The sequence below is a fragment of the Pantoea sp. genome, from assembly GCF_039594315.1.
In the GTDB taxonomy this organism is placed as follows: Bacteria; Pseudomonadota; Gammaproteobacteria; order Enterobacterales; family Enterobacteriaceae; genus Pantoea.
Genome location: NZ_JBCNNP010000014.1, coordinates 35503 through 54521 on the forward strand (window position 1 = coordinate 35503; position 19019 = coordinate 54521).

At 53.5% G+C, this 19019-nt stretch carries 16 protein-coding genes; 9 read left to right on the forward strand and 7 right to left on the reverse strand.

Translation table 11 applies throughout. From position 1 onward, the window contains the following. The first annotated feature begins 82 nt into the window (after positions 1–82). Both ruvA and ruvB read left to right on the forward strand, forming a co-directional pair. On the forward strand, positions 83–697 hold the full coding sequence (gene ruvA / locus ABDW13_RS11125) for a Holliday junction branch migration protein RuvA (protein ID WP_343552625.1): 615 nt from the start codon (positions 83–85) through the stop codon (positions 695–697). 8 nt (positions 698–705) lie between these two features. After that, positions 706–1710: a Holliday junction branch migration DNA helicase RuvB gene (gene ruvB / locus ABDW13_RS11130; RefSeq protein ID WP_343552626.1), complete on the forward strand. Its 1005-nt coding sequence runs from the start codon at positions 706–708 to the stop codon at positions 1708–1710. Between the two features lie 7 nt (positions 1711–1717). Here the strand turns inward: ruvB and znuB are convergent, their stop codons facing one another. Both znuB and znuC read right to left on the reverse strand, forming a co-directional pair. Continuing rightward, on the reverse strand, positions 1718–2503 hold the full coding sequence (gene znuB / locus ABDW13_RS11135; RefSeq protein WP_343552627.1) for a zinc ABC transporter permease subunit ZnuB: 786 nt from the start codon (positions 2501–2503) through the stop codon (positions 1718–1720). Continuing rightward, positions 2500–3255: a zinc ABC transporter ATP-binding protein ZnuC gene (gene znuC / locus ABDW13_RS11140; protein ID WP_343552675.1), complete on the reverse strand. Its 756-nt coding sequence runs from the start codon at positions 3253–3255 to the stop codon at positions 2500–2502. The genes znuB and znuC overlap by 4 nt, the downstream gene beginning before the upstream one ends. Before the next feature lie 77 nt (positions 3256–3332). On the opposite strand from znuC, the gene znuA reads away from it, so the two are divergent. The 3 genes from znuA (at position 3333) to lpxM (ending at position 6750) form a co-directional block, all read left to right on the forward strand. Continuing rightward, the gene (gene znuA / locus ABDW13_RS11145; protein ID WP_343552628.1) at positions 3333–4304 is read left to right on the forward strand and encodes a zinc ABC transporter substrate-binding protein ZnuA; all 972 of its coding nucleotides are present in this window, start codon (positions 3333–3335) and stop codon (positions 4302–4304) included. A 13-nt stretch (positions 4305–4317) separates the two neighbouring features. Continuing rightward, the gene (gene mepM, locus ABDW13_RS11150) at positions 4318–5646 is read left to right on the forward strand and encodes a murein DD-endopeptidase MepM (protein WP_343552629.1); all 1329 of its coding nucleotides are present in this window, start codon (positions 4318–4320) and stop codon (positions 5644–5646) included. A 126-nt stretch (positions 5647–5772) separates the two neighbouring features. Continuing rightward, positions 5773–6750: a lauroyl-Kdo(2)-lipid IV(A) myristoyltransferase gene (lpxM, locus tag ABDW13_RS11155; protein ID WP_343552630.1), complete on the forward strand. Its 978-nt coding sequence runs from the start codon at positions 5773–5775 to the stop codon at positions 6748–6750. A gap of 24 nt (positions 6751–6774) precedes the next feature. Here lpxM and ABDW13_RS11160 read toward each other — a convergent pair whose 3' ends face one another. The 3 genes from ABDW13_RS11160 to ABDW13_RS11170 form a co-directional block, all read right to left on the reverse strand. Further along, positions 6775–8010, reverse strand: coding sequence for an MFS transporter (locus ABDW13_RS11160; RefSeq protein WP_343552631.1), 1236 nt, complete (start codon positions 8008–8010; stop codon positions 6775–6777). 86 nt (positions 8011–8096) lie between these two features. Continuing rightward, positions 8097–9539 (reverse strand): pyruvate kinase, encoded by a 1443-nt coding sequence (gene pyk, locus ABDW13_RS11165; RefSeq protein ID WP_343552632.1) that lies wholly within the window; start codon positions 9537–9539, stop codon positions 8097–8099. A 110-nt stretch (positions 9540–9649) separates the two neighbouring features. Beyond that, positions 9650–10501, reverse strand: coding sequence for a MurR/RpiR family transcriptional regulator (locus ABDW13_RS11170; protein WP_343552633.1), 852 nt, complete (start codon positions 10499–10501; stop codon positions 9650–9652). Between the two features lie 370 nt (positions 10502–10871). On the opposite strand from ABDW13_RS11170, the gene zwf reads away from it, so the two are divergent. Both zwf and ABDW13_RS11180 read left to right on the forward strand, forming a co-directional pair. Then, the gene (gene zwf, locus ABDW13_RS11175; RefSeq protein ID WP_343552634.1) at positions 10872–12347 is read left to right on the forward strand and encodes a glucose-6-phosphate dehydrogenase; all 1476 of its coding nucleotides are present in this window, start codon (positions 10872–10874) and stop codon (positions 12345–12347) included. 187 nt (positions 12348–12534) lie between these two features. Then, positions 12535–13173, forward strand: coding sequence for a bifunctional 4-hydroxy-2-oxoglutarate aldolase/2-dehydro-3-deoxy-phosphogluconate aldolase (locus ABDW13_RS11180; protein WP_343552635.1), 639 nt, complete (start codon positions 12535–12537; stop codon positions 13171–13173). A 37-nt stretch (positions 13174–13210) separates the two neighbouring features. On the opposite strand, the gene purT is transcribed toward ABDW13_RS11180, so the two are convergent. After that, the gene (gene purT, locus ABDW13_RS11185; RefSeq protein ID WP_343552636.1) at positions 13211–14389 is read right to left on the reverse strand and encodes a formate-dependent phosphoribosylglycinamide formyltransferase; all 1179 of its coding nucleotides are present in this window, start codon (positions 14387–14389) and stop codon (positions 13211–13213) included. Positions 14390–14574: 185 nt separating this feature from the next. Here purT and ABDW13_RS11190 point away from each other — a divergent pair, with 185 nt between their 5' ends. Together ABDW13_RS11190 and ABDW13_RS11195 are read left to right on the forward strand one after the other, a co-directional pair. Beyond that, positions 14575–16185, forward strand: a complete 1611-nt coding sequence (locus tag ABDW13_RS11190) for an FGGY-family carbohydrate kinase (RefSeq protein ID WP_343552637.1) — start codon at positions 14575–14577, stop codon at positions 16183–16185. A 105-nt stretch (positions 16186–16290) separates the two neighbouring features. Continuing rightward, positions 16291–18354 (forward strand): prolyl oligopeptidase family serine peptidase, encoded by a 2064-nt coding sequence (locus ABDW13_RS11195; RefSeq protein WP_343552638.1) that lies wholly within the window; start codon positions 16291–16293, stop codon positions 18352–18354. Here the strand turns inward: ABDW13_RS11195 and exoX are convergent. After that, a complete protein-coding gene (gene exoX / locus ABDW13_RS11200) occupies positions 18348–19016 on the reverse strand; it encodes an exodeoxyribonuclease X (protein ID WP_343552639.1) in 669 nt (222 codons plus the stop codon). The genes ABDW13_RS11195 and exoX overlap by 7 nt on opposite strands. Positions 19017–19019 lie beyond the last annotated feature (3 nt).

The following is a 19019-nucleotide window of genomic DNA, read 5'->3' on the forward strand; positions in this document are numbered from 1 at the left end:
AATCATCTATAAGGCTGGATATGCATCCAGCCTTTTTTATGATATATAAACAGGCTTACTTACAGATTAAGGAATTGCTCAGGTGATTGGTCGTTTACGAGGCAATATTCTGGAAAAACAGCCGCCGCTGGTGTTAATTGAGGCGCACGGTGTCGGTTATGAAGTGCACATGCCAATGACCTGCTTTTATGAACTGCCGGAGATCAATCAGGAAGCGATTATCTTTACGCAGTTTGTAGTGCGTGAAGATGCGCAGTTGCTGTTTGGTTTCAATAACAAGCAGGAACGTACGCTGTTCCGTGAGCTGGTAAAAGTGAATGGCGTTGGGCCAAAACTGGCGCTGGCGATTCTCTCGGGCATGTCGGCTCAGCAGTTTGTTACCGCAGTGGAACGACAAGAGATTGCATCCCTGATTAAACTGCCTGGCGTGGGTAAAAAAACCGCCGAGCGCTTGATCGTCGAAATGAAAGACCGCTTTATTGGCATGCACGGCGATCTGTTTGGTGGTGATTCGACCTTTACGTTGACCACGCCTTCAGAAGCGCAGGAGAGCAACGATGCCGAAGCCGAAGCGGTATCAGCCTTGGTAGCATTGGGTTATAAGCCACAGGAAGCCAGCCGTATGATCAGCAAAGTTGGTAAACCAGATGCGGATTGCGAAACCCTGATTCGTGAAGCCTTGCGCGCAGCTATTTGAGGTAAAGCATGATTGAAGCCGATCGCCTGGTGTCGGGCAGTTCCTTTAATGAAGAAGAAACGCTCGACCGCGCCATTCGTCCCAAGCTACTGACTGAATATGTCGGCCAGCCGCAAGTGCGTGAGCAGATGGAGATTTTTATCCAGGCTGCGAAACTGCGTGGCGATGCGCTCGATCATCTGTTGATCTTCGGCCCTCCGGGATTGGGTAAAACCACGCTCGCCAACATTGTAGCCAACGAAATGGGCGTCAATCTGCGCACCACCTCGGGTCCGGTGCTGGAAAAAGCCGGCGATTTGGCGGCCATGCTCACCAACCTTGAACCGCATGACGTGCTGTTTATCGATGAAATCCACCGTTTGTCGCCGGTGGTCGAAGAAGTACTGTATCCAGCGATGGAAGATTATCAGCTGGATATCATGATTGGTGAAGGCCCGGCAGCCCGTTCAATCAAGCTCGATCTGCCACCGTTTACCTTGATTGGCGCCACGACGCGCGCCGGTTCTCTAACGTCGCCGTTGCGCGACCGTTTTGGCATCGTGCAACGTCTGGAGTTCTACAATGTGCCTGATTTGCAGCACATTGTTGGACGCAGCGCAGCGTGTCTGGGCCTCGCATTGAGCGAAGAGGGCGCGTTGGAAATTGCCCGACGTGCGCGCGGTACACCGCGTATCGCTAACCGCCTTCTGCGTCGGGTACGTGACTTTGCCGAAGTGCGCGCCAACGGCAACCTGAGTGGTGAAGTGTCAGCCAGCGCGCTGGATATGCTCAACGTCGATAATCAAGGCTTTGATTATATGGACCGCAAACTGTTGCTGGCGATTATTGATAAGTTCTCTGGTGGACCGGTTGGTTTAGACAACCTTGCGGCAGCGATTGGTGAAGAGCGCGAAACCATTGAGGATGTGATTGAACCCTTCCTGATCCAGCAAGGATTCATTCAACGCACGCCGCGTGGCCGGATGGCAACGCAGCATGCTTACAAACATTTTGGTATCAGTCGCGAAGAGTAAACCGGCATTATGCCGCCGGTTTTTTTGTCATGCTGATGATGAACAGCACGGCGGCGCACAACACCACTGAAGGACCGGCAGGCGTATCGTAGGTCGCCGAGAACGCTAGCCCGCCGGTTACCGCAATCACACCGACCATCACCGCAAAACCGGCCATCTGTTCCGGCGAACGCGAGAAACGGCGCGCGGTGGCAGCTGGAATGATCAGCAGCGAAGTGATGATCAGCGCACCGACAAACTTCATTGCCACACCAATAGTTAACGCCGTCACCAGCATCAACATCAGACGTGTGCGCTGGATATTAACGCCATCAACCTGCGCCAGTTCCGGGCTGATAGTCATCGACAATAATGAATTCCACTGCCACGCCATCACTGCCAGCACAATCGCGACGCCGCCGCCCATCATCCATAAGTCATCTGGCGTGACGGCCAGCAGATCGCCAAACAGGTAAGCCATCAAATCCACGCGCACGTTTTGCATCAGACTGACAACTACTAAGCCCAATGAAAGCGCACTGTGCGCCATAATGCCGAGTAGCGTATCGATAGCCAAATGAGGGCGACGTTCCAGCCATACCAATCCCAACGCCAGACAAACCGTCACCAGAATCACGGCGTAATAAGGATTTACGTTAAGTAGCAAACCAAATGCCACGCCGAGCAACGATGCGTGGGCGAGGGTATCGCCAAAGTAAGACATGCGGCGCCAGACCACAAACGAGCCAAGCGGACCTGCCGCTAATGCCAGCAGCACACCACCGAGCCAGCCGGGTAATAACAATTCAATCATAACGGGCCATTTCCTTTGCGCAGAACAATGCGTCCCTGTAAATCGTGACGGTGATTATGATGGTGGCGGTAAATCGCCAGTTGTTGCGCGCCGCGTGGACCAAACATCGCAATAAACTCGGGATGCTGTGACACCGCTTCTGGTGTGCCGGAACAGCAAATATGGTGGTTAAGACAAAGCACTTCGTCGGTCTTTGCCATGACCAGATGCAGATCGTGGGACACCATCAGCACACCACAATTGAGTTCGCGGCGCAGCTGGTCGATCAAATCGTACAGCGCGACCTGGCCGTTAACATCGACGCCTTGCGTGGGTTCATCCAGCACTAAAAGCTGCGGTTCGTTGAGCAGCGCACGTGCCAATAACACCCGCTGCGTTTCGCCCCCCGATAACTTTTGCAGCGGGGCATTGAGCAGATGTCCCGCCTGCACGCGTTTCAACGCGGGCAAAATGCCGTCACGTTTGGTGCCGCGCGAAAGACGCATAAAGCGCTCAACGGTGATGGGTAACGTCGGATCGATATGCAGCTTTTGTGGTACATAACCAATGCGCAAATTAGCGGCGCGCTTGACGCTGCCAGTGGTTGGTTTTAGCAGCCCAAGTACGGCGCGCACCAACGTGGATTTACCCGCGCCGTTTGGGCCGAGTAGGGTGAGAATTTTCCCCGGTTCGAGCGTCAGGCTAATGTTGGCAAGCACTGGACGCTGGGAGAACTTCACAGAGATGTTTTCGAGTGTGACAAGTGGCGGCATCATATTTACGGGTTGCATTGAATTTCGAATGTTATAATATCACATTCCATCACTTGGTCACGATGGAATGAAGTATTATGTTACACAATAAAAAACGTCTTATTTTTACCCTTACTGCGGCGACAATTGCGGCTGCCAGCGCGTTACCTGCCCATTCAGCCGTAGTGGCTTCAATCAAACCTCTAGGATTTATCGCAGCCGCGATTGCAGATGGTGTTACGCCGGTTGAAGTTTTGCTGCCAGACGGCGCTTCAGAACACGATTATGCATTACGCCCATCCGATGTAAAACGTATAAAAAACGCAGACTTAGTGGTATGGGTCGGTCCAGAGATGGAAGCCTTTTTAACCAAGTCAGCGGCAGAGTTACCCGCCACTAAAAACCTCGAAATTGCGGCCTTACCGGGCATTAAACCACTATTGATAAGCGGCCATGATGATGATGAAGAAGATGAGCAGGGTCACACTCATGGTCTCGACTCAGAAAATTCTGATCACCAAGACCCGTCTGATACTCATCATCATCACGGCGAGTTTAATATGCACCTGTGGATGTCTCCTGAGATGGCAAGGCAATCTGCGGTTGCAATCCATGGAAAATTATTGGAACTTATGCCGCAAAGCAAAGCCAAACTTGACGCTAATCTGCAGCAATTTAAGGCAGAATTAGCCGATGCAGACAAACACATTGGCGCGCAGCTCGCGCCGGTGCGGAATAAGGGTTATTTCGTTTTTCACGATGCTTACAGCTACTTTGAAAAACATTACGGTTTGTCACCTTTAGGTCATTTTACCGTCAATCCTGAGATCCAACCGGGCGCCCAGCGTTTACATCAAATACGAACACAGTTGGTTGAGCAGAAAGCCGTATGCGTTTTCGCTGAGCCACAATTCAGACCGGCCGTCATCGATGCCGTGTCCCGTGGAACCTCCGTGCGTAAAGGCACACTTGATCCGTTGGGCATGGATATCAGCTTATCCAAAGACAGCTATGTGAAATTCCTTTCACAGCTGTCGAGCCAGTATGCGAGCTGCCTGAATGGAGCATGAGGAATAGGTAAAAGTGCAGCAGATAGCCCGCTCTGTCGCCCTCGCATTTAATAATTTGCCGCGCCCCCACCGCGTTATGCTGGGTTCATTAACTGTTGTTACGTTGGCCGTCGCTGTATGGCGGCCGTACGTTTATCATCCCCATGATGTCGCGCCCATCGTAAAGACCATTGCGTTGGATAAAGACGAACTGCGCACGTTACTGCCTGAAGCCAGCGAGCCAATAGATCAGACTACGGAAGAGCCGGAGGAAGACATTCCTGCGGATGATATCGACAAAGATGTGCCGGATAATCCTAACGTACACGAATACACCGTTTCGTCTGGCGACACCTTAAGCAGCGCGTTGAACCAGTACGGCATTGAGTTAGGCGATATCAATGCGCTGGTGAGCAGCGATAAAGATCTGCGCAACATGCGTGTGGGTCAGCAGCTCAGCTGGACGCTGGATGCAGATGGTCAGTTGCAAACGTTCACTTGGGAAATGGATCGTCGTGAAACTCGTACTTATCAGCGTGCCGAAAATGGTAGCTTTAAGATGCAGCAAGAGCTGCAAAAGGGTGAATGGCAAAACAATGTCCTGAAAGGTGAAGTGCGCGGCAGCTTTGCCGCCAGCGCGCAACGTGCCGGTTTAAGCAGCGCAGAAACCAGCAACGTGATCAAAGCGATGCAGTGGCAGATGGATTTCCGCAAGCTGCGTGCAGGCGATGATTTCAGCGTGCTGATGTCACGCGAAATGCTCAACGGTAAAAGTGCGCAAAGCCAATTGCTTGGCGTGCGTCTGCGCACCGGCGGTAAAGATTATTATGCTTTCCGCGCGGACGACGGCAAATTCTACGATCGCAACGGCTCCGGCCTCGCGCGTGGTTTTATGCGCTTCCCAACGGTGAAACAGTATCGCGTTTCGTCCAACTTCAACCCGCGTCGTCTCAATCCGGTAACGGGCCGCATCGCACCGCATAAAGGTGTCGATTTTGCACTGCCAATCGGCACGCCAGTATTAGCGGTCGGCGATGGTGAAGTAGTGATGGCGAAGAACGGCGGTGCAGCCGGTAATTACGTTGCCATCCGTCACGGTCGCCAATATATGACGCGCTACATGCACTTAAGCAAAGCGCTGGTGAAACCAGGACAGAAAGTGAAACGTGGCGATCGTATCGCGCTGTCGGGCAACACCGGACGTTCCACCGGGCCACATCTGCATTATGAAGTGTGGATCAACAATCAGGCGGTTAATCCGTTAACGGCCAAGCTGCCGCGTATGGAAGGATTGACCGGCAAAGATCGCAGCACCTACATGGCGCAGGTGAAAACCTGGCAGCCTCAGCTGACGCTGAAATAACGCATTATTGCGGGCAACACGATAAAACCGACGGATTCTTCGTCGGTTTTTTGCTATCTGGCGCATGAAGATTGCAAAATTAGCCATCGTCACTATTATTGTCCGGTCATTGACAGAGGCGAGTGCATGGAAACCCGAAAAAAAAATAACAGTGAGTTTATTCCCGTTTTTCAACGATCTTTTCTGAAGCCGAAATACTGGGGCAGCTGGTTGGCGGTTGGTGCGCTGGCTGGCATGGCATTGCTTCCTGCCAAAGTACGCGATCCGATTTTGGGCGGATTGGGAAAGTTCGCCGGTAAGCTGGCGAAAAGTGCGCGCCGTCGTGCGTTGATCAATCTCTATTATTGCCTGCCTGAACTGAGTGAAGCGCAGCGCGAAGAGATTGCTGATCGTATGTTTGCTACTGCGCCGCAAGCGATGGCGATGATGGTCGAGCTGGGATTACTTAATCCGGCGCACGTGAGAAAACGCGTCGACTGGCATGGACGCGAGATTATCGAGCAGTTACAGGCGAAAAAAGAAAACGTCATTTTCCTCGTGCCACACGGTTGGGGCGTGGATATTCCGGCAATGCTGTTGGCTTCTGAAGGCCAAATGATGGCGGCCATGTTCCACAATCAAAGCGATCCGTTGATGGATTATCTGTGGAATACTGTTCGACGCCGTTTTGGTGGCCGTATGCATGCGCGTAATGACGGCATCAAACCGTTTATCGCCTCGGTGCGTCAAGGTTATTACGGTTACTACCTGCCGGATCAAGATCACGGCCCAGAGCACAGCGAATTCGTCGATTTCTTTGCGACTTACAAAGCCACCTTGCCGGCGGTAGGTCGCTTGATGAAAGTGTGTCGTGCGCGCGTGGTGCCGTTGTTCCCGGTGTATAACAGCGAAACCCATCGGCTGGAAATTTACGTGCGTCCGCCAATGGATGATCTGTTGGATGCTGATGACAACACGCTGGCACGGCGTATGAATGAAGAAGTGGAAGTGTTTGTCCGACCGCATCCTGAACAGTACACGTGGATTTTGAAACTGCTGAAAACCCGCAAGGACGGCGATATCGAGCCGTATGCGCGCAAAGAACTTTATCCACGCAAGAAGTAAAAAAGGGGCCGTTTGGCCCCTTTGTCATTCAATCGCTTCCACATGACTACGACGCTTGCGTTCGCGCAGGAATAACGTTACCAAGCCAAACCACAACACGCCCGCGGTAAAGTTGATGCCGCTAAACCACGGTGTGCCGCCGCTGAAATAGCCGCTTTTCGCCAGTTCGATGCCAATTGCCAAGGTCAGAATACTGATCATGCCGAGCATCGCCGCCACGCTGCCTTTGCCTTCGTTACTGGAGTAAAGCGTCAAACGATACAGTCCAGCATTCACCATCCCCGCACCAAATGCATACAAACTCAAACCGGCAGTCAGCAACAGATAAGTATGGCTATTGAGCAGGTTTGCCAGCAACGCGATGCTCAAGCCAATTAAAATCGGCCAGGCGGCAAATTTCACCGGTTGTTCAATCGGTACGCGGCCTGCCAGTTTACCCAGCGTGATGTTACCGGCAATCATCGCCAGAAAGACTGGCAGTTGCAGTAACGCATACTGCATGCGCGATAAGCCTTCATCGTGCATCAAAATCACTGGCGACAGCGCCACCCACGTCAGAATCGGGATAAACACCAATCCAATGGCAAACGATCCGTACATCACCTGACGATCACGGAACAAACGGCCGTAGCCGCGAGCCAGAGTCGGCAAGGCGATGGAATGGCTGCGATCGCCCGCGGTTTCTGGCATCACTTTCAGCAGCATGGTAAAGGCGATCACGCTGCAAATGGCGAACAGCCAGAACATGCTGCGCCACTCGCCAACGGTCAGCCACGCGGCACCTGCGAGAGGACCTGCCAACGGTGCTAGCAACGCGACATTGGCCATCAGCGCCATCATGCGCACAGCTAAAGCTTCATCAAACGCTTCCTGCACGGCCGCATAGCTGACCGCCCCAATGAAACACAAGCTGATGCCTTGCACGAATCGCAGTGCGACGAACTCTTCAATATTGCTGACCCATGTAGTCAGGATGCAAGCCGCCGCAAAAAACAGGATGCCAAACAGCAACACCGGGCGGCGACCATATTTGTCTGACAGCGGCCCCAGCAGCCATTGCAGCACTACGCCGCCCATCAAATAGGCGGTAAGCGAAGTTGAAACCCATTCCGGGCCAACACTGAACTCAGAGGTGACCAGCAGCATGCCGGGCTGGATCATGTCATGGGCGATATAGGTGGCGAACTCAAACAGCACCAGCGCGAGCGGGAACAGCAGCACGCGCCCAGTGAGTTGGGTTATAGGTTGATAGCGGGCCATCTGGCCTCCTTGTCAAAAAAATAAAAACGCGACTGCCAGGCAGTCGCGTTTGTCCATGTTGTTACAGCCGCTGTCAGAAAGGCGTATTAATCTACGCGCAGAACACGGCTGGTATTAGTGGTGCCGGTGGTCGCCATCACGTCGCCCTGGGTAACAATCACCAGATCGCCAGAGACGAGGAAACCTTTGTCGCGCAGCAGATTGACTGCATCGTGCGCAGCGGCAACACCATCATTGTTGCTGTCGAAGAACACCGGCGTCACACCGCGATACAGGGCGGTGAGGTTCAGCGTACGTTCGTGACGTGACATTGCGAAGATCGGCAAACCGGACGTGATACGAGAAGTCATCAGCGCGGTACGGCCCGATTCGGTCATGGTGATAATTGCCGAAACGCCTTGTAGATGGTTGGCGGCATACATCGCTGACATGGCAATCGCTTCTTCAACGTTATCGAACTGCACGTCAAGACGGTGCTTAGACACGTTAACGCTTGGGATTTTTTCCGCGCCGATACACACTTTCGCCATCGCAGAAACGGTTTCTGCTGGATATTGGCCCGCCGCGGTTTCCGCTGACAGCATGACCGCATCGGTGCCATCCAGCACGGCGTTCGCCACGTCCATCACTTCGGCGCGGGTTGGCATTGGATTGGTGATCATTGATTCCATCATCTGCGTTGCAGTAATGATGGTGCGGTTCAACTGACGTGCACGTCGGATCAACGCTTTCTGGATACCAACCAATTCTGGATCGCCAATTTCCACGCCGAGATCGCCACGCGCCACCATCACTACGTCAGAAGCGAGGATGATGTCATCCATGGCTTCTTGTGATGCGACGGCTTCAGCACGCTCTACTTTGGCCACCAGTTTGGCATCGCAACCGGCATCGCGCGCCAGACGACGTGCGTAGTTCATGTCTTCACCGTTACGCGGGAAAGAAACGGCCAAATAATCCACGCCAATTTTGGCAGCGGTGATGATATCGACTTTATCTTTCTCAGTCAGCGCGTCCGCAGACAAGCCGCCGCCGAGTTTATTGATGCCTTTATTGTTGGACAGCGGGCCGCCGACGGTGACTTCGGTGAACACTTTTACGCCCTGAACTTCCAACACTTTCAACTGTACGCGGCCATCATCCAGCAGCAGGATGTCGCCTGGTACCACGTCTTCTGGCAGGCCTTTATAGTCGATGCCGACTTTTTCTTTGTCGCCTTCGCCTTTGCTCAAATCGGCATCCAGCAGGAAGCGGTCGCCGACGTTCAGGAATACTTTGCCTTCTTTGAAGGTCGATACGCGGATTTTAGGACCCTGCAAGTCGCCGAGAATGGCAACGTGGCGGCCAAGTTTTGCAGCAATCTCACGTACTTTATTGGCACGCTGTTGGTGATCTTCTGGTGTGCCGTGAGAGAAATTGAGTCGAACAACGTTAGCACCCGCCGCGATGATTTTTTCGAGGTTATTGTCACGATCGGTAGCTGGACCGAGGGTAGTAACGATCTTGGTTCTTCTGAGACGTCTAGACATGAAGGACTCCGTTGGCAAAGTAGCGTGCCGCTCTCAAGTGACACGTTGTGTTCATCTATTCTATAGATTGATGGGCTGTGATTCGACTCACATTGTGAATGTGATGTTAATTATTTTCCTGCATCTGCTTTTTCCAGGCGCGAATCTTTCAGTGCTTCTTTCACTCGCTGCAAATTTTCACGAAAAGCGCTGCCGCGCTCAAGGGAAAAACCCGTCGCCAGCACATCTATCATGGTCAGTTGGGCCAGGCGGGACACCATCGGCAGGTAGATATCGGTATCTTCAGGGACGTCCAGCGTTAAAGCCAGCGTCGCTTCTGCCGCCAGCGGTGAACCCGGAGACGTAATTGCCAGCACAGTGGAAGCGTTTACACGCGCCAGGCGAGCAAGTTCTATCATATTTTTGGTGCGACCTGTATGCGAGATAAGAACAAACACATCATTTGGACCACTATTTATGCAACTCATGCGCTGGATCACAATATCTTCCGACCAGATGACCGGCAGATTAAAGCGCAGAAATTTATTGGTGGCATCGTGCGCCACCACGGCGGACGCACCTAAGCCAAAAAAGGCGATTTTATGCGCCTGCGTCAGCGCTTCTACCGCTTGCTGAATCACGGCTAAATCGAGTTGCTGGCTGACGCGGCTTAAACCTGCCAAGGCGGAGTCGAATATTTTATGGCTATAACTTTCGACACTGTCATTTTCTTCCACATCGCGGCTCACCCAGCTCGGAGCTTTAACCAGGCTTTGCGCGAGTTGCAGTTTGAAGTCGGGGAAGCCGCGCGATCCCATGCGATGGCAGAAGCGATTGACGGTGGGTTCGCTCACATCAGCGGCACGCGCCAGCGTTGCAATGCTTGAGTGCATCGCCTGTTGTGGATCAGCCAGAATTTGCTCTGCCACTTTGCGTTCTGATTTACTCAGCGAATCCAATTGCGTCTGAATCTGTTCCAGCATGGTTTAACCTAATGACCGTTAATCACTTTTCTGCGCTCACCCTAAAGTGAAATCGCTGCCAATTCTCAAGAATATACCGTGTAATACCGGTGCGCACGCAGCGGAGGACAAATGTAAACGCGAATTTTTTGCGATACTTTGATCGCTGACGTGTTTTGCCTCGACAACAATCGAAACAGAAAATCTGGATAAAACGCACACGACAACACACGTAACACCTTTATTACGTTCACAGTTAACGCCAGCAAACCGCGCGTTCGGGTTGTCCTGAACCAGCGAAAAACGTACATTGTGCTGTAAGAAAATTACAATAAGGACCCGGCGTGAAATGAATGTTAAGCCGGGTATATCCTGCAACGAGGAGAGGAAAATGGCGGTTACACAAACAGCCCAGGCATGCGATCTGGTGATTTTCGGTGCCAAAGGCGATCTTGCGCGCCGTAAACTGTTGCCATCACTGTATCAGCTGGAAAAAGCCGGTCAGATTCATGAAACCACACGCATTATTGGCGTTGGTCGTGCGGATTGGGACAAAGCCGCGTATACCAAAGTGGTTCGTGAAGCGCTGGAAACCTTCATGAAAGAGAAGATCGACGAAGCCCTGTGGGATACCCTCAGCAGCCGTCTCGACTTCTGTAACCTCGACGTAAATGACACCTCGCATTTCACCAAACTGGGCAAGATGCTTGACCAGAAAAACCGCGTCACCATTAACTACTTCGCGATGCCGCCGAGCACCTTTGGCGCGATTTGTGATGGCTTAGGCGCCGCCAAACTGAACGCCAAACCTGCACGTGTCGTGATGGAAAAACCGCTCGGCACCTCATTGGAAACCTCGCAAGAGATCAATGACAGCGTCGGCAAATATTTCGAAGAGAGCCAGGTTTTCCGTATCGACCACTATCTCGGCAAAGAGACGGTATTGAACCTGCTGGCGTTGCGCTTCGCCAACTCAATCTTTGTCAACAACTGGGACAACCGCACCATCGACCACGTGCAGATCACCGTGGCGGAAGAGGTCGGTATCGAAGGCCGTTGGGGTTACTTCGATAAAGCTGGCCAGATGCGCGACATGATTCAGAACCACCTGTTGCAAATCCTCACCATGATTGCCATGTCGCCGCCGTCGGATCTCAGCGCCGATGCGATTCGTGATGAGAAGGTGAAAGTGCTGCGTTCGCTGCGCCGTATCGATCAAACCAACGTGCGCGACAAAACCGTGCGCGGCCAATACACTGCGGGCTTTGTGCAGGGTAAAAAAGTACCGGGTTATTTGGAAGAAGAGGGCGCGAACAAGCAGAGCGCAACCGAAAGCTTCGTGGCGATCCGTGTCGATATCGATAACTGGCGTTGGGCTGGCGTGCCGTTCTACCTGCGTACCGGTAAGCGTTTGCCGACCAAATGTTCTGAAGTGGTGGTTTACTTCAAGAACCCAGAAATGAACCTGTTCAAAGATTCCTACGCTGAACTGCCGCAGAACAAGCTAACCATTCGTCTGCAACCGGACGAGGGCGTGGATATCGAAATCCTGAATAAGGTGCCGGGACTCGATCACAAGCATAAGTTGCAGACCACCAAACTGGATCTGAGCTACTCCGAAACCTTCAACCAGTCGCATTTAGCCGATGCTTATGAGCGTCTGCTGCTGGAAACCATGCGCGGCATTCAGGCGCTGTTTGTGCGTCGTGATGAAGTTGAAGCGGCTTGGGGTTGGGTCGATTCGATTATTGATGCGTGGAATGCCGATGCAGAAGCGCCGAAACCGTATCAGGCTGGCACCTGGGGACCAGTAGCTTCGGTGGCGATGATCACGCGTGATGGTCGTTCCTGGAACGAGTTCGAATAATTAAATGATGCAGAGCCCGCCGAATGTGCGGGCTTTTTTTTGCCCATAATTCATTTTTCTTAAAAATGAACTCGAGTTTCAAAAAAAATTGATATCCAATGGACGCCGCTCCAGCCAATCTTGTATGGTAGGTCCCAATTATCGACAGCGTGGTCATACGCCGTGCTGATGCTCTTAAGGAAACGTGATGAAGAACTGGAAAACGAGTGCTGAACAGATCCTGACAACTGGCCCGGTTGTGCCGGTTATCGTCGTTAATAAGCTGGAACATGCAGTGCCGATGGCCAAAGCGTTGGTTGCGGGCGGCGTGCGCGTGCTGGAAGTGACGCTGCGTACCCCAGTCGCAATGGATGCGCTGCGCGCGATGATCAAAGAAGTGCCTGAAGCGATTGTCGGCGCAGGTACGGTTATCAACACCCAGCAATTGAAAGAAGTCACCGATGCGGGCGCGCAATTTGTCATTAGCCCGGGCTTAACTGAGCCATTGCTGAAAGCGGCGGTAGAAGGTCCAGTACCGTTAATTCCTGGCATTAGCACGGTTTCAGAGCTGATGCTCGGCATGGATTACGGTCTGCGTGAGTTCAAGTTCTTCCCGGCGGAAGCTAACGGCGGTGTGAAAGCGCTGTCGGCGATTGGCGGCCCGTTCCCGCAAGTGCGTTTCTGCCCGACCGGCGGCATTTCTCCGGCTAATTATCGTGATTATCTGGCGCTGAAAAGTGTGCTGTGTATCGGTGGATCGTGGCTGGTGCCGAACGATGCGCTGGAAAGCGGCGACTGGGATCGTATTACACGCCTGGCGCGTGAAGCGGTCGAAGGCGCGAAATAAACGATGTGGCGGCCCAATTACGGGCCGCCCATATTGACTAACCTGTAACTTTCACCGCTGCCGCACTGGCTACAGCGCGCGCAATCGCTTCATCGGTATTTTCACCCGTCGCCAATGCCACGCCTAAACGGCGCTGCCCAGCAATTTCCGGTTTACCAAACAGACGCAACTGCAAACCTGCACCCAACGCGGCTTCGATATTCACGAATTGCACGTTGTTGCTGTTCAGTTCTGGCAGGATCACCGCCGATGCAGCAGGACCATATTGACGAATACCGCCAATCGGTAAGCCGAGGAAGGCGCGCACATGCAAGGCAAACTCAGAGAGATCCTGCGAAATTAGCGTCACCATGCCGGTATCGTGCGGACGCGGGGACACTTCGCTGAACACCACGTCATCACCACACACGAACAGCTCAACGCCAAACAAACCGTAACCACCCAGCGCTTTCACCACGTTGGCGGCGATGTCTTGCGCACGCTGCAGAGCCAGATCGCTCATCTGTTGCGGCTGCCACGATTCACGATAATCACCCTCTTCCTGGCGATGTCCAATCGGTGCGCAGAAGTGAATGCCGTCAACGGCGCTGATGGTCAGCAAAGTGATTTCGAAATCAAATTTCACCACGCCTTCAACGATCACGCGACCGGCGCCAGCACGACCGCCTTGCTGCGCGTAATCCCAGGCTTTATCCAGTTGGCTGGCTTCGCGAATGAAGCTCTGGCCCTTGCCGGATGAACTCATCACTGGTTTCACGATGCACGGGAAACCAATTTCGTGCGCAGCCGCGACAAAATTCTCTTTGCTGTCAGCAAACTGATACGTTGAGGTAGGTAAAGACAACTCTTCCGCCGCCAGACGACGAATGCCTTCGCGGTTCATGGTCAAGCGGGCCGCACGCGCGGTAGGCACCACTTTCTGGCCTTGTGCTTCTAATTCCAGCAGCTTTTCAGTGGCGATAGCTTCAATTTCGGGCACCACGAAGTGTGGCTTTTCCAGCGCAATCAACGCGGCCAGCGCATCGCCATCCAGCATGCTGATCACATGGCTACGATGCGCCACATGCATTGCTGGCGCATCGGCATAACGATCCACCGCGATCACTTCCACACCGAGACGTTGGCACTCCAGCGCCACTTCTTTGCCGAGTTCGCCTGAACCTAACAGCATGACACGCGTGGCAGCAGGGCGCAGCGCGGTTCCGAGAGTTGTCATAATTTCACCTTAGCAGTCAAAATGCGCGCGCAGTATATACGAAAACGTTTGCGTACTCACGTTTTCAGCCGATTATTCGGTGCGTTCGTCATCGCTCACAACTCCCGCCGCTTGCCTGGCATGTTAATGCGCAATCTGCTAATTCTTGCTGACGGTTTCGGGTTCTCCATAACGGAAGGGAAGAGATGAGCAGCCACTATTTCATCGGTATTGATGTCGGTTCAGCCAGCGCGCGTGCCGGGATTTTTGACGTTAACGGCGAGTTAATCGCCTCGGCCAAGCATCCAATTGCGGTGTTTCATGCCGATGGGCATCGGGTGGAGCAATCAAGCAACGATATCTGGCGCGCGGTGTGCCATTGCGTGCGCGCTGTCATGCAACAATCGGCGATTGCTCCCGCTCAGATTGGCGGCATTGGTTACGATGCGACCTGTTCATTGGTGGTGATTGATAAACAGGGCACGCCGCTGCCGGTTAGCGTGCAGGGTGACGCTGAGCGCAATATCATTATGTGGATGGATCACCGCGCCATTGCACAGGCTGATGCGATTACCGCGACACAATATCCGGTGCTGCGTTATGTCGGCGAGCGCATCTCACCGGAGATGGAAGTGCCGAAACTGCTGTGGTTAAAGCAGCACAATCCTGAGACGTTCCAACGCGCATGGCAGTTTTTCGATTTGGCGGATTATCTAACCTGGCGTTCAACCGGCGATTTAACCCGTTCGCTCTGTACCGTGACCTGCAAGTGGAACTATCTCGCGCATGAAAATCGCTGGGATGACGATTACTTTCACGCGGTGGGATTAGCAGAATTTCCAGAAGAAGCCTACGACCGAATAGGGCAACATATTGCTGCGCCGGGCACAGCGTGTGCCAACGGGCTGAATGCGCAAGCCGCCAAAGAAATGGGATTGATGCCGGGCACGCCGGTGGCAATTGGTATGATCGATGCGCATGCGGGTGGCATCGGTACGCTGGGTGTTGAAGCATCACCTGAAGGGCAGCTGGCTTATGTTTTCGGCACTTCGTCATGCACCATGACATCCACGCGCAATGCGGCTTTTGTGCCCGGCGTATGGGGACCCTATTTTTCGGCGATGGTGCCAGACTTCTGGCTAAGCGAAGGCGGGCAAAGCGCGGCAGGTGCGGCGATTGATCGCCTGCTGGAATTGCATCCCGCGGCGGTCGAAGCGCAATCGTTGGCACAACAGGCAAAGCTGCCGCTGCCGGTGTATTTGGCAAGCCTGGCTTTGCAGCGGATTGAAAACCCATCCGAAACGGTGCGGCTGGCAACCGAGCTGCATATTGTGCCGGAGTTTAACGGCAATCGTGCGCCCAACGCCGATCCGCACGCTCGCGCGCTGATTTATGGCTTGGGCATGGAACGCGATGTGGATAGCTTGATCAGCCAATATATCGCCGGGATTTGTAGCCTGGGATACGGCTTGCGCCAAATCATTAATGCGCAACGTCAAAACGGCATTCACACGCGCAGCATCGTGATCAGCGGCGGTGCAGGGCAGCATCCGCTGGTACGGCAATTAATGGCCGACAGCTGCGATTGCCCAGTTATCTCTACTCAATCTGCGGAGCCCGTATTGCTGGGTTCGGCCATGTTGGCGGCGGTGGCGAGTGGGCAGTTCAGTTCGCTGATTCACGCCATGCGCGCTATGACCAAGTCTGAGCAGACCTATCAACCCAGCGCATCACAGCAGGAAGTGCATCGCAAACGCTATCAGGCTTTTTTGCTGTTACAACAAACCGCCAAAACGGTGCGCGAGAACGGCCAATAAACGCGTATCAAACCTCACTTACACTTCGCGTGCGCTTGTCGCTTGGCATCGCGCGCGATCGGTGCCACGCTTGCAGCATGTTGTCTTTCAGGAAGAAGAGCCGCGATGAATCAACCCCAAGCGAAAAAAATCCCCTACGAAATGTCTCTGCACGGTGAAACACGCATCGATAACTATCACTGGCTACGTGACGACGATCGAGAAAATCCGGAGGTGCTGGCGCATCTGCACGCGGAAAACGATTACGGCAAAGCGATGATGGCCTCGCAGAACGCATTGCACGATCGGGTGTTGAAAGAGATTGTTGATCGCATCCCGCAACAAGATCACTCGGTGCCGTATGTGAAAAACGGTTATCGCTATCAAAGCCGTTATGAAGTGGGCAATGAATATCCGGCCTATTTCCGCCAGGCGATTGATGCGCCTGCGGATGAGCCGTGGCAACTGTTGTTGGATGGCAATCAACGTGCAGCTCACAGCGATTTTTACACCATGGGCGCGCTGGCCATCACGCCAGATAATCAAGTGATGGCGCTGGCGGAAGATTTCCTGTCACGTCGTCAATACGGTATTCGTTTCCGCAATCTTGAAAGCGGCAGTTGGTATCCGGAAGTGCTGAGCAATGTCTCTTCCAGCGTGGCGTGGGCCAACGATTCCCGCACGCTTTATTACGTGCGCAAGCATCCAAAAACGCTGCTGGCGTATCAGGTATGGCGACATGAATTGGGCCATCCGCAGTCCGATGATCAACTGGTGTATGAGGAGAAAGATGACACGTTCCATCTCAGCGTGCATAAAACCACCTCCGAACATTTCATCCTGATCGCGTTGTACAGCACCACCACCAGTGAAATTCTGCTGATTGATGCTGAATATCCTGATGCGCAACCGCAAACCTTCTGCCCGCGCCGCCGCGACCACGAATACAGCATCGATCATTACAATCATCAGTTCTTTATTCGCTCAAATCGCGATGGCAAAAATTTCGGCTTGTACCGCAGCGCGTGGCTGGCCGAATCGCGCTGGCAGGCGCTCATTCCAGCCCGTGACAACGTGGTGCTGGAAGATTTCCAACTGTTCCGACATTGGCTGGTGGTGGAAGAACGCCAACGTGGCGTTAACACCTTGCGGCAGATTAATTGGGAAAGCGGTGAAAGTGTCGGTATCGCCTTTGACGATCCGGCATACGTGACGTGGCTGGCTTACAATCCTTCGCCAGAAAGTGACACGCTGCGTTACGGTTACTCTTCAATGACCACGCCGACCACGCTGTTCGAACTGAACATGGAAACCGGCGAGCGGCGGGTGTTGAAACAGACGCCAGTGCCAGGTTTCAATTCCGATGATTATAAAAGCGAGCATCTGTGGATCCCGGTGCGCGATGGCACCGAAGTGCCGGTGTCGCTGGTCTATCATCGCAAACATTTCCAACGCGGCAACAATCCGCTGCTGGTTTACGGCTACGGCGCGTACGGCAGCAGCATGGATGCCAGCTTTGGTACCAGCCGCATCAGTTTGCTGGAACGCGGCTTTGTCTACGCGATCATTCACGTACGCGGTGGCGGTGAGTTGGGCCAGCAATGGTATGACGATGGTCGCCTGAAAAACAAAATCAACAGCTTCACTGATTTTATTGATGTCACCAACGCGTTGGTGGCGAAAGGCTACGGCAATCCACAACAACTGTATGGGATGGGCGGCAGCGCGGGCGGATTGTTGATGGGCGGCGTGCTGAATATGGCGCCAGAGCTGTTCCACGGCGTGGTGGCACAGGTGCCTTTTGTCGATGTGGTGACCACCATGCTGGATCCCACCATTCCGCTCACCACCGGCGAATACGATGAGTGGGGCAATCCTGAACAGGCCGAGTTTTATCACCTGATTCGCCAATACAGTCCGTATGACAACATCGAGGCCAAAGCTTATCCTCACCTGCTGGTTACCACCGGCTTGCATGATTCTCAGGTGCAATATTGGGAGCCGGCGAAGTGGGTGGCGAAACTGCGCGAGCTGAAAACCAACGATACGTTATTGCTGCTCTGCACGGAGATGGATTCGGGGCATGGCGGCAAATCGGGGCGCTTTAAAGCGTATGAAGGGGTGGCGCAGGAGTTCACTTTCTTGATTGGTCTGGCGCAGGGCAGCTTGCCAGACCGCGTCGATTATTGATCGTCCTTCACGTACTTGCGCAGCGTCTGCCGTAACGGTGGGCGCAAATCGCGCACATTCTCCAGCACCCAACGCAGATAGCCGGGATCTTTGCGCGCGATGCTGCCAATACTTTGGCCGCGATATTTGCCAAACGGGAACACATCGCCGCTGATGGGCGCAGGTTGACATAAACTCGCCATCTGCTCGGCATTCCAACCCGAGGTTTCCATAATGCGGATCAGCAGCGCGGCGGTGACGTAACAGTCGTAAAGCGCGCGGTGTGCGTGCAGATCGGCGGGCGGCGTGACATCCAACTTCAAACTATGGCGCAACGCCTGGTTGCCGTATTTGATGCCGGGCCACAGCTGGCGCGCCAGTGTCATGGTGCAGATCCATTCGCCTGGCATGGTGGGCAACATGCGACGATCAAAACTGGCGTTGTGCGCCACGTAATGCGGGCTGCCGTGATAACGGCCAATCGCTTCTTCGATGGTCGGCTTATCCGCGACCATCGCTTCAGTAATGCGATGTACCGCCATCGCCTGGCGACTAATTGGGCGATCGGGACAAATCAAATCACTCATGGGATTAACGATTTGACCAGCAATGACATCCACCGATGCCACTTCCACCACGCCACCTTGCAGGCCGCAGGTTTCGGTATCAATAACACGTAACATAAA

Excerpts from the sequence above, each read along its gene's own strand:
- ruvB (WP_343552626.1), top strand. The coding sequence starts at position 706 with ATGATTGAAGCCGATCGCCTGGTGTCGGGCAGTTCCTTTAATGAAGAA.
- znuB (WP_343552627.1), bottom strand. The coding sequence starts at position 2,503 with ATGATTGAATTGTTATTACCCGGCTGGCTCGGTGGTGTGCTGCTGGCA.
- znuC (WP_343552675.1), bottom strand. The coding sequence starts at position 3,255 with ATGCCGCCACTTGTCACACTCGAAAACATCTCTGTGAAGTTCTCCCAG.
- znuA (WP_343552628.1), top strand. The coding sequence starts at position 3,333 with ATGTTACACAATAAAAAACGTCTTATTTTTACCCTTACTGCGGCGACA.
- lpxM (WP_343552630.1), top strand. The coding sequence starts at position 5,773 with ATGGAAACCCGAAAAAAAAATAACAGTGAGTTTATTCCCGTTTTTCAA.
- ABDW13_RS11160 (WP_343552631.1), bottom strand. The coding sequence starts at position 8,010 with ATGGCCCGCTATCAACCTATAACCCAACTCACTGGGCGCGTGCTGCTG.
- pyk (WP_343552632.1), bottom strand. The coding sequence starts at position 9,539 with ATGTCTAGACGTCTCAGAAGAACCAAGATCGTTACTACCCTCGGTCCA.
- ABDW13_RS11170 (WP_343552633.1), bottom strand. The coding sequence starts at position 10,501 with ATGCTGGAACAGATTCAGACGCAATTGGATTCGCTGAGTAAATCAGAA.
- zwf (WP_343552634.1), top strand. The coding sequence starts at position 10,872 with ATGGCGGTTACACAAACAGCCCAGGCATGCGATCTGGTGATTTTCGGT.
- ABDW13_RS11180 (WP_343552635.1), top strand. The coding sequence starts at position 12,535 with ATGAAGAACTGGAAAACGAGTGCTGAACAGATCCTGACAACTGGCCCG.
- purT (WP_343552636.1), bottom strand. The coding sequence starts at position 14,389 with ATGACAACTCTCGGAACCGCGCTGCGCCCTGCTGCCACGCGTGTCATG.
- ABDW13_RS11190 (WP_343552637.1), top strand. The coding sequence starts at position 14,575 with ATGAGCAGCCACTATTTCATCGGTATTGATGTCGGTTCAGCCAGCGCG.
- ABDW13_RS11195 (WP_343552638.1), top strand. The coding sequence starts at position 16,291 with ATGAATCAACCCCAAGCGAAAAAAATCCCCTACGAAATGTCTCTGCAC.
- exoX (WP_343552639.1), bottom strand. The coding sequence starts at position 19,016 with ATGTTACGTGTTATTGATACCGAAACCTGCGGCCTGCAAGGTGGCGTG.